9 protein-coding genes are annotated in these 9,454 nt (G+C 60.0%); 5 read left to right on the plus strand and 4 right to left on the minus strand.

Annotated elements, in window-relative coordinates; all coding sequences use genetic code 11:
• Nucleotides 1-200: 200 nt before the first annotated feature.
• The gene (locus tag HU811_RS21005; protein ID WP_092397417.1) at nucleotides 201-800 is read right to left on the minus strand and encodes an FMN-dependent NADH-azoreductase; all 600 of its coding nucleotides are present in this window, start codon (nucleotides 798-800) and stop codon (nucleotides 201-203) included.
• Nucleotides 801-951: 151 nt separating this feature from the next.
• The gene (locus HU811_RS21010) at nucleotides 952-1,266 is read right to left on the minus strand and encodes a 3-phosphoglycerate kinase (RefSeq protein ID WP_092458249.1); all 315 of its coding nucleotides are present in this window, start codon (nucleotides 1,264-1,266) and stop codon (nucleotides 952-954) included.
• 50 nt (nucleotides 1,267-1,316) lie between these two features.
• Between HU811_RS21010 and HU811_RS21015 the strand changes: the two genes are divergently transcribed.
• The 5 genes from HU811_RS21015 to aqpZ all read left to right on the plus strand — a co-directional run bounded on the left by HU811_RS21015 (nucleotide 1,317) and on the right by aqpZ (nucleotide 6,674).
• Nucleotides 1,317-2,240 (plus strand): PA3225 family LysR-type transcriptional regulator, encoded by a 924-nt coding sequence (locus HU811_RS21015; protein WP_076385912.1) that lies wholly within the window; start codon nucleotides 1,317-1,319, stop codon nucleotides 2,238-2,240.
• Nucleotides 2,241-2,254: 14 nt separating this feature from the next.
• Nucleotides 2,255-3,058: an alpha/beta fold hydrolase gene (locus HU811_RS21020; RefSeq protein ID WP_092458246.1), complete on the plus strand. Its 804-nt coding sequence runs from the start codon at nucleotides 2,255-2,257 to the stop codon at nucleotides 3,056-3,058.
• 4 nt (nucleotides 3,059-3,062) lie between these two features.
• Entirely contained in the window at nucleotides 3,063-3,626 is a 564-nt protein-coding gene (locus HU811_RS21025) for a peptidylprolyl isomerase (protein ID WP_186657902.1), read from the plus strand.
• 86 nt (nucleotides 3,627-3,712) lie between these two features.
• A complete protein-coding gene (locus HU811_RS21030; protein ID WP_092458554.1) occupies nucleotides 3,713-5,545 on the plus strand; it encodes an ABC transporter ATP-binding protein in 1,833 nt (610 codons plus the stop codon).
• 439 nt (nucleotides 5,546-5,984) lie between these two features.
• Entirely contained in the window at nucleotides 5,985-6,674 is a 690-nt protein-coding gene (gene aqpZ, locus HU811_RS21035; RefSeq protein ID WP_092397409.1) for an aquaporin Z, read from the plus strand.
• 16 nt (nucleotides 6,675-6,690) lie between these two features.
• On the opposite strand, the gene HU811_RS21040 is transcribed toward aqpZ, so the two are convergent.
• Both HU811_RS21040 and HU811_RS21045 read right to left on the minus strand, forming a co-directional pair.
• Nucleotides 6,691-7,815, minus strand: a complete 1,125-nt coding sequence (locus HU811_RS21040; RefSeq protein ID WP_186657904.1) for a GNAT family N-acetyltransferase — start codon at nucleotides 7,813-7,815, stop codon at nucleotides 6,691-6,693.
• Between the two features lie 140 nt (nucleotides 7,816-7,955).
• Complete coding sequence (locus HU811_RS21045; RefSeq protein WP_092397405.1) at nucleotides 7,956-9,266, minus strand: OprO/OprP family phosphate-selective porin; 1,311 nt, start codon at nucleotides 9,264-9,266, stop codon at nucleotides 7,956-7,958.
• Nucleotides 9,267-9,454 lie beyond the last annotated feature (188 nt).

Here is a 9,454-nt window from a genome sequence, read left to right on the forward strand (position 1 = left end):
TCGCGAGCAGGCTCGCTCCCACAAGGGATTACGCGGCAGGCATGGAATCGCGGGCAAAAAAAAGCCCGATCTCGCTAAAGCGTTCAATCGGGCGACTGCACTCAGGAGCAACAAGTGCCAAGGGAGGTTCGATGCGCAAAACAGCTTGAAGGGAGCGCCAGGCCACTAGACCACCTGGCGATTACCTGAGGATTAACGGATCAGGCGACCTGGGACAGCTTGGCGTTGGCCTGATTCAAGCCCTTCTCCTGGAAATCACCGCCCAGGTTCATGCCCTCGGCATGGATGAAGGTCACGTCGTGGATGCCGATGAAGGCCATGACCTGACGCAAGTAGGGTTCCTGGTGGTCAGAGCTGGCGCCAGCATGAATGCCGCCGCGGGCGGTCAGCACGAAGGCGCGTTTGCCAGTCAACAGGCCCTGAGGGCCGGTGGGGGTGTACTTGAAGGTCACGCCGGCACGCAGTACGTGGTCCAGCCAGGCTTTCAAGGTACTGGGGATGGCGAAGTTGTACATCGGCGCGGCCATCACCAGCACGTCGGCGGCCAGCAATTCATCGGTCAACTGGTTAGAGCGTTCCAGGGAGGCGTTTTCGATGTCGTTGCGCTGCTCGACGGGCTTCATCCAGCCACCCAGCAGATGGGCGTCCAGGTGCGGCACCGGATTGATGGCCAGGTCACGAACACTGATTTGATCGGCCGGGTGCGCGGCTTTCCATTGGCTGATGAAGGTCTGGGTCAATTGACGGGAAACCGAGTCTTGCTGGCGGGCACTGCTTTCGATGATCAGAACGCGGGACATGGGATGTAGCCTCCATCGGAAAATGTTGTCAGTCGATGGAGTGAAGATTAAACATGGTTACATCGATCAAAAAGCGCAAATAATTGCTGCAAAACATCGATAAATTCGTTTATAAGCGGAGCACGGATTGCCTCGCTACTGCGCCACCGGCTTATTTCGGCTGGCAGGTCAGGGTGATGCGCAGCTTGATGATGTTGCGGTTGAACTTGGCGGTGGCGTTTTTGAACTTGCCGGCGGCGACTTCGATCTTGCGGGTACGCGGTGCTTCGGGACCGTTGCGAAACACCACGGTGCAGGCCGCATCGGTGCTGCCGTAGTTGTTGACCTGGATGGAACCGATGTCGGCATCGGTGTCATAGGCGGTGTAGTCGATGCTCAGGCCATTGAGGTGTTTTTCCACATCGATCGGGTAGGCAAACGCAGTCAGCGGCAACAGCGCCAGCAGCACACAACAGATTTTCTTCATTAGGCAGTCTCCACCAGGGGACCGCCAGCTTAGGACAAGAGGAGCTCAATATGAAAGCGCCCCGCGTGACCCTGGATCAATGGCGAACCTTGCAAGCGGTGGTCGACCACGGCGGTTTCGCCCAGGCTGCCGAGGTGCTGCACCGCTCCCAGTCGTCGGTGAGTTACACCGTGGCGCGCATGCAGGACCAGCTCGGCGTACCGTTGCTGCGCATCGATGGGCGCAAGGCCGTACTGACCGAAGCCGGCGGCGTACTGTTGCGTCGTTCCCGTCAATTGGTCAAACAAGCCAGCCAGCTGGAAGACCTGGCCCATCACATGGAGCAAGGCTGGGAAGCGGAAGTGCGGCTGGTGGTCGATGCCGCCTATCCCAACGCCCGCCTCGTACGTGCCTTGACCGCGTTCATGCCGCAAAGCCGTGGCTGTCGGGTGCGCCTGCGCGAAGAGGTGCTGTCGGGTGTCGAGGAAGTGCTGCTCGAAGGCGTGGCGGATCTGGCCATCAGCGGTTTCAGCATTCCCGGTTACCTGGGCGCCGAACTGAGCGATGTTGAGTTCGTCGCGGTGGCCCATCCCGAACACGCCCTGCACCGCCTCAACCGCGAGCTGAACTTCCAGGACCTGGAAAGCCAATTGCAGGTGGTGATCCGCGACTCCGGTCGCCAGCAACCCCGCGATGTCGGGTGGCTGGGCGCCGAGCAACGCTGGACCGTCGGCAGCCTGGCCACCGCCGCGACGTTCGTCGGCAGCGGCCTGGGCTTCGCCTGGCTGCCGCGGCACATGATCGAGCGGGAACTCAAGGAAGGCTTGCTCAAGCGTCTACCCTTGGAGCAAGGCGGCAGCCGCAACTCCACGTTCTATCTTTTTTCAAACAAGGAAAAACCCCTGGGCCCGGCCACGCAAATCCTCATCGAGCTGCTGCGCACCTTCGACACTGCGCCGCTGGATGCGCCGTTCGCCGCCCCTGAACAAGCCTGACAAGGACTTTGCCAATGGCCTATTTCGCCCACGAAGATTGCAACCTGCACTACGAGGAATACGGCCACGGCACGCCCTTGGTCCTGGTCCACGGGCTGGGCTCCAGCACCCGCGACTGGGAAAAACAGATCCCGGTATTGTCCGCCCACTACCGTTTGATCGTGGTGGACGTACGCGGCCATGGACGCTCCGACAAACCTCGTGGGCCTTACAGCATCGAAGGTTTCAGCGCCGACCTGATCGCCCTGATCGAACACCTGGACCTGGGCCCGGTGCATCTGGTGGGCTGGTCCATGGGCGGCATGATTTGTTTTCAACTGGCGGTGGACGAACCCGGGCGGATCAAGAGCCTGTGCATCGTCAACAGCGCGCCGCAAGTCAAAGTCCGCACGCCTGATGACTGCTGGCAATGGTTCAAGCGCTGGAGCCTGATGCGCCTTCTGAGCCTTGAAACCATTGGCAAGGCCCTGGGCGCCAAGTTGTTTCCCAAACCGCAACAGACCGAGTTACGCCTGGAAATGGCCCGGCGCTGGGCAAAAAACGACAAACGTGCTTATCTCGCCAGCTTCGATGCCATTGTGGGTTGGGGGGTTCAGGAACGACTGTCGCAGGTGGCCTGTCCAACCCTGGTCATTTGCGCCGACCACGACTACACCCCCGTGGCATTGAAAGAAGCCTATGTGAAACTGCTGCCCGATGCCCGGCTGGTGGTCATAGCCGACTCACGGCACGCGACCCCGCTGGATCAACCCGAACGCTTCAACCAAACCCTGCTCGAATTTTTGACCGCAGTCGACTCAACTACTCAGGATCACTGAACCCATGCTGAAAAAAATCGCCCTCGTCGCCGGCTCCGTCCTGTTTGCCGCTAACCTGATGGCCGCGCAGCCAACCAAGGCGCCCCACGTATTGCTGGACACCACCAACGGTCAGATCGAAATCGAACTGGATCCGGTCAAGGCGCCGATCAGTACCCAGAACTTCCTTGAGTACGTGGACAGCGGCTTCTATGACAACACGATTTTCCACCGTGTGATCCCCGGCTTCATGGCCCAGGGCGGCGGTTTCACCCAGCAGATGCAACAGAAAGACACCAAGGCACCGATCAAGAACGAAGCCAGCAATGGCCTGCATAACGTGCGCGGAACCTTGTCGATGGCGCGTACTTCCAACCCGAACTCGGCCACCAGCCAGTTCTTCATCAACGTGGCCGACAACGCCTTCCTCGACCCGGGCCGTGACGCCGGTTACGCGGTGTTCGCCAAAGTGGTCAAGGGCATGGACGTGGTGGACATCATCGTCAACTCCCAGACCACCACCAAACAAGGCATGCAAAACGTGCCGATCGACCCTGTGATCATCAAGTCGGCCAAGCGCATCGACTAAACAGCACAGGGCAAGCCTGAGCGGCGGCGGCAATCGCGCGCCGCTCACAGGAAAAAAAGGAGAGCCCGGCCCGGGCTATGTACCCCATGGTTTATCGCCGTTTCGAAACACTGATCGACATTTTCCGCGACGCCCCGACCTCGGCCCCCCCGAACCGCGTCCTGCCCTTCTACACCTATTACCTGAAACAGGTCTGGCCCAGCTTCGCCGTGCTGCTGGTGGTGGGCCTGATTGGCGCGCTGATCGAGGTGGCGCTGTTCAGCTACCTGAGCCGCATCATCGACCTGACACAGGGCACGCCCAACGTCGACTTCTTCAAGATCCACGGTCTGGAGCTGGCCTGGATGGCCGTGGTGGCGCTGGTCTTTCGGCCAATCTTCGTGGCCTTGCATGACCTGCTGGTGCACCAGACCCTGAGTCCCGGCATGACCAGCCTGATCCGCTGGCAAAACCACAGCTACGTGCTCAAGCAGAGCCTGAACTTTTTCCAGAACGACTTCGCCGGGCGCATCGCCCAGCGCATCATGCAGACCGGCAATTCCCTTCGCGACTCCGCGGTGCAGGCCGTGGACGCGCTGTGGCACGTGCTGATCTATGCCATCAGCTCATTGGTGCTGTTTGCCGAAGCCGACTGGCGCCTGATGATCCCGCTGCTGATGTGGATCGCCGCTTACATCGGCGCGCTCTGTTACTTCGTGCCGCGGGTCAAGGAGCGCTCCGTCGTGTCGTCCGATGCCCGCTCCAAGCTCATGGGGCGGATCGTCGACGGCTACACCAACATCACCACCTTGAAGCTGTTCGCCCACACCAATTTCGAACAGCAATACGCCCGCGAAGCCATCGAAGAGCAGACCGAGAAAGCCCAATTGGCCGGCCGCGTGGTGACCAGCATGGATGTGGTCATCACCAGCATGAACGGGCTGCTGATCGTCGGCACCACGGCGCTGGCCCTGTGGCTGTGGACCCAGTCGCTGATCAGCGTGGGTGCGATTGCCCTGGCCACCGGGCTGGTGATCCGCATCGTCAACATGTCCGGCTGGATCATGTGGGTGGTCAACGGCATCTTCGAAAACATCGGCATGGTCCAGGACGGTTTGCAGACCATCGCCCAGCCCGTCAGCGTTACCGACCGCGACCAGGCCAAGCCTTTGGCCGTGGCCCGTGGCGAAGTGCGTTTCGAGCATGTGGATTTCCACTATGGCAAGAAAAGCGGGGTGATTGGCGACTTGAACCTGGTGATCAAGCCGGGGGAAAAGATCGGCCTGATCGGCCCATCCGGTGCGGGTAAATCCACCTTGGTGAACCTGCTGCTGCGCCTCTATGACGTGCAGGGCGGGCGCATTCTCATCGACGGCCAGGACATCGCCGAAGTGGGCCAGGAAAGCCTGCGCGAGCGCATCGGCATGATCACCCAGGACACCTCGCTGCTGCACCGTTCCATTCGCGACAACCTGCTTTACGGCAAGCCCGACGCCACCGATGCGCAACTCTGGGAAGCGGTGCACAAGGCCCGGGCCGATGAGTTCATTCCATTGCTGTCGGATGCCGAAGGTCGCAGCGGTTTTGATGCCCATGTGGGTGAACGCGGGGTGAAGCTGTCCGGCGGCCAGCGTCAGCGTATTGCCATTGCACGGGTGCTGCTCAAGGATGCGCCGATCCTGATCATGGACGAAGCGACGTCAGCGCTGGACTCGGAAGTCGAAGCGGCGATCCAGGAAAGCCTCGAGACCCTGATGCAAGGCAAGACCGTGATCGCCATCGCCCACCGCCTCTCCACCATCGCGAGGATGGACCGGCTGGTGGTGCTGGAAAACGGCCGCATCGCCGAGACCGGCAGCCACGCAGAACTGCTGGCCCATGGCGGGTTGTATGCGCGGTTGTGGCAGCATCAGACGGGTGGATTTGTGGGGATCGACTGAACCGGTGATGAGGATGCTTGGACCATCACAGAACCTGTGGCGAGGGGATTTATCCCCGTTGGGTTGCGAAGCAGCCCCAAAAACTTGCACCACGGTGTACCAAACCGATTATATGCAACTGCTGTGGGGTCGCTACGCGACCCAGCGGGGATAAATCCCCTCGCCACAAAAGCTGACCGCGCTTTGCTCTACTTCTGCGGAATGCAGCCCCAAGTCTTTCTGAAAAAATCTGTCCAGGATCCATCCTGCGCACACCACAGCGACATACTTTCCACCGTCCAAGGCCGAAACCGCCACAGTCCCTGACTCTGGCGGTTTTTTAATGCCACTGGATTTGTCGCAACGTTCTGCTGTACTCAGCCCAGGTTCTGGAGATGAACCTGTCGTAATTCTGCTGGATGCATAACCGATTATCACGACTGTTTTATCAAGGATGCTTATGTCTTTACTCAAACGTTCAACGACTGAGTTGTTGGGTACGTTCTGGCTGGTATTGGGCGGATGTGGCAGCGCTGTATTGGCCGCTTCCGGGATTGGCGTGCTGGGGGTTGCCCTGGCGTTCGGCCTGACGGTGTTGACCATGGCGTTCGCCATCGGCCATATCTCGGGTTGCCACCTGAACCCGGCCGTGTCGGTGGGCTTGTACGTAGGTGGGAGGTTTCCGGCCAAGGAACTGCCCGCCTACATCATTGCCCAGCTCATGGGTGGGGTGCTGGCCGCCGCGTTGATCTACTTCATCGCCAGCGGCAAGGAAGGCTTCGACCTCGCCGCTTCCGGCCTGGCGGCGAACGGTTACGGCGAACATTCGCCCGGTCAGTATTCCATGGTGGCCGGTTTTGTGACCGAGCTGGTCATGACGGCCATGTTCATCCTGATCATCCTCGGCGCCACCGATAAACGTGCACCGGCCGGACTGGCACCGATTGCCATCGGCCTGGCCCTGACGCTCATTCACCTGATCTCGATTCCGGTCACCAACACCTCCGTCAACCCGGCCCGTAGTACCGGTCCGGCGCTGATCGTCGGCGGCTGGGCCATCGAGCAACTGTGGCTGTTCTGGGTGGCACCGCTGCTGGGCGCTGTCGTCGGCGGTGTGTCTTACCGCTGGCTAGGCAAGGAAAACAGCTGAGCCACCCCGGCGAAGATCAGCACTGCCGATAAGGCAGTGCTGTCTTCGCTTCTTCGGCGTACGCCAACACGCCCTCCTGCTCCCGGATCAGAAAATCTGCAACCGCCGCCTTCAGACCAGGATGGCGCAAGTAGTGCCAGGAACGGGTGATCACCGGCTCGAAACCGCGAATCAATTTGTGCTCGCCCTGGGCACCGGCATCGAAACGCTGCAAGCCGTGGGCAATGGCGTAATCCATGCCCTGATAAAAACAGGTCTCGAAATGCAAACGGTCGAATTCCGCCAGGCAACCCCAGTAACGCCCATAAAAACTGTCACCGCCCACCAGGCTGAACGCCATCGCCACCGGCCGTGAACCTTGCTTGGCCAATACCACGCGAATGGCCTCGGGCATGCGCTCGGCCAGCAGGCTGAAAAAACTCCGGGTCAGGTACGGCGCTTGCCGACGCACCGCGTAAGTGTTGGCGTAACAGGCGTAGACAAAATCCCACTGGGCCTGGTCCAGTTGCTGACCTTCCAGCCATTGGAACTCGATGCCCTGCCCCGCCACTTGTTCACGCTCCTTGCGCATCTGCTTGCGCTTGCGGGAACTGAGCGCGTCGAGAAAGTCCTGAAAGTCCCGATAACCGCGGTTCTGCCAGTGGTACTGGCAGCCGATCCGCTGCAACCAACCCGGTTGCCCGGCCAACGCTGCGTCGGTGAAGGCATCGGTGAAGTTGATGTGGGCACTGGAAAGCGATTCGATTTCCAGATAACCCGGCAGGCTGCCAAGCAGCTCCAACCCGTCTTCCCCACTCGCCGCCAGCAGCCGCGGACCACTGACCGGGCTGAACGGCACCGCCGTCAGCAATTTGGGGTAATAGTCGATCCCGGCCCGGGCGCAGGCGTCGGCCCAGGCGTGGTCGAACACGTATTCGCCGTAGGAATGCCATTTGCGATAACTGGGCAGAGCCGCCAGCAAACGACCGTCTTCAATATGCAGCAAATGCTCGGCCTGCCAGCCGGATTGCGGGCCCAGGCTGCCACTGTCTTCAAGGGCCGTGAGGAAGGCATGGCGCAGGAAGGGTTGATTGGCCGGAACCAGTGCGTCCCACTCGTGCGGCGCGATGGTGGACAGGCTGTCCAGAACGTGTAGCGGCATGCAGTTCCCCGAGATCCAGAATGCGGATGGCGCGAGTATCGCCGATTCTGACCGGGCAGATAAAAAAAACCCCGCCAGAGGCGGGGTTCAAAGGAGCTATAACGGATGAAAGGTGAAGCTTTGCATCAAGTCAGCACGACTTAGAACACGTACTGGGCGCGCATCACGAAACCGTCGCCATCGTCGTCGCCGTTGGCATTGGTCACGTTGTCGGCCTTGGCCTTGACGTAGGCAGCGGAGATTTTCACCGCTTCGTTGGCGTACCAGTTCACGCCCAGGTTGTGCACCTTGGCTTCGGCATCGCCTACGTCACGGGTCGCGGAGGCAGTGGTGATGTTGTCGTCTTCGACGGTCATGCTGTCGTAGCGATAAAACACTTCCCAGGCGCCGATAGATTTGTTCTGAGGTTTGATTGCGTCGAACTTGCCGACTTTATAACCGCGGGATTCACCGGTGAGGGTGTAGGCACCCTGAACATAGAAGCCGTGACCTTTGATGTCTTCAAAGGCGTCGCTGTCAGCCTTGGTTTTGCGGGAGATGTATTCACCCTGGATCGAGGCTGGGCCCATGGCGAAAGCGGCTTCCAGGCCGAACGCCGTGTCGGTGTCGTACGAACCGGCCGGCGAGTTGTTCGCGCCACCCAGCAACGGACGGTTGCCGTTAGGGCCGGCATCGTTGCCACCCAGCGTTTCGACGCCACGCATGCCCAGGCGGGAACGATAACGTGCATCGAATACGGTGTCGGAGACGTCACGGGAAGCAACGTTCACACCGAAGTGCAGGACATTGCCGGAATCGTGCATCGGCGCGAATACGAAGCGACCGTTGACCTGTTTGACGCTGTCGCCATCGGTATCGTTGTTGTCCTTGGCGAATACGCCAGCGGAGGCATAGAACGAATCAGCGAAGGTGCTGGACGCTTGCAGGCCCAGACCGTTCTGGTGGCCGTTGGCCCAGTCGATCAGATCGTAGGCGGCGTTACGCTCCGGCGCGGTCACCCACTTGGAACTGGTGGCTTTTTCCAGGCCGAAATCCGGGTCAAAACGACCGAATTTGATCGAGACCGGCTTGAAGCCGTTGTAGGCCATGGACGCTTCGTCAAAGTAACCGTCGTCTGAACTGCCGGCGTTATGAGAGAAGTCGTAGCTGAGGGTGTAGGCCCAATCCGTGTACAGCACGCCGGACAGTTCCAGGAAAGCGCGACGAAAGTAAGCGGCGTCGGCCGAATTGCCATTGTCGGTGTAGAGACCGTCAAACTGGCTGTAGTCAGCCTGCAAACGACCGCCAAGCTTGAAGCTGAACTCTTTGTCAGTGGTAGCGACCTCAAGGCCGCCCTTGGTTTTGACCACGATATCGGCGCCGTCGGTAGTCACGGTGCCGGCGAAAGCCTGGGCGGTTACTGCCATTGCCAGTGCGCTGGCGGCAACACCTGCGAAGTGCTTACGGATCATCGAAGAATTCCCCTGTTGGTAGTCTATGCCGTTAGAAAACACGCGGAACTGAGCCCGCTGGTGTTGGAGGGGATCTTGGCGGTGGGTTGTGTCAGCGCAGTTGCTGTCAGATAAAGATTTTATGACAGGGGAACTTTTTACTTCGAAAGGGAATAACCAATGCAACTGAACCCGCCGCAGAACTTGTG

Source organism: Pseudomonas tehranensis (assembly GCF_014268615.1).
GTDB classification, from domain to species: domain Bacteria; phylum Pseudomonadota; class Gammaproteobacteria; order Pseudomonadales; family Pseudomonadaceae; genus Aquipseudomonas; species Aquipseudomonas tehranensis.

Bases quoted from the DNA above. Each gene is read 5' to 3' on its own strand.
- HU811_RS21005 (WP_092397417.1), bottom strand. From the start codon at position 800: ATGTCCCGCGTTCTGATCATCGAAAGCAGTGCCCGCCAGCAAGACTCG.
- HU811_RS21010 (WP_092458249.1), bottom strand. From the start codon at position 1,266: ATGAAGAAAATCTGTTGTGTGCTGCTGGCGCTGTTGCCGCTGACTGCG.
- HU811_RS21015 (WP_076385912.1), top strand. From the start codon at position 1,317: ATGAAAGCGCCCCGCGTGACCCTGGATCAATGGCGAACCTTGCAAGCG.
- HU811_RS21020 (WP_092458246.1), top strand. From the start codon at position 2,255: ATGGCCTATTTCGCCCACGAAGATTGCAACCTGCACTACGAGGAATAC.
- HU811_RS21025 (WP_186657902.1), top strand. From the start codon at position 3,063: ATGCTGAAAAAAATCGCCCTCGTCGCCGGCTCCGTCCTGTTTGCCGCT.
- HU811_RS21030 (WP_092458554.1), top strand. From the start codon at position 3,713: ATGGTTTATCGCCGTTTCGAAACACTGATCGACATTTTCCGCGACGCC.
- aqpZ (WP_092397409.1), top strand. From the start codon at position 5,985: ATGTCTTTACTCAAACGTTCAACGACTGAGTTGTTGGGTACGTTCTGG.
- HU811_RS21040 (WP_186657904.1), bottom strand. From the start codon at position 7,815: ATGCCGCTACACGTTCTGGACAGCCTGTCCACCATCGCGCCGCACGAG.
- HU811_RS21045 (WP_092397405.1), bottom strand. From the start codon at position 9,266: ATGATCCGTAAGCACTTCGCAGGTGTTGCCGCCAGCGCACTGGCAATG.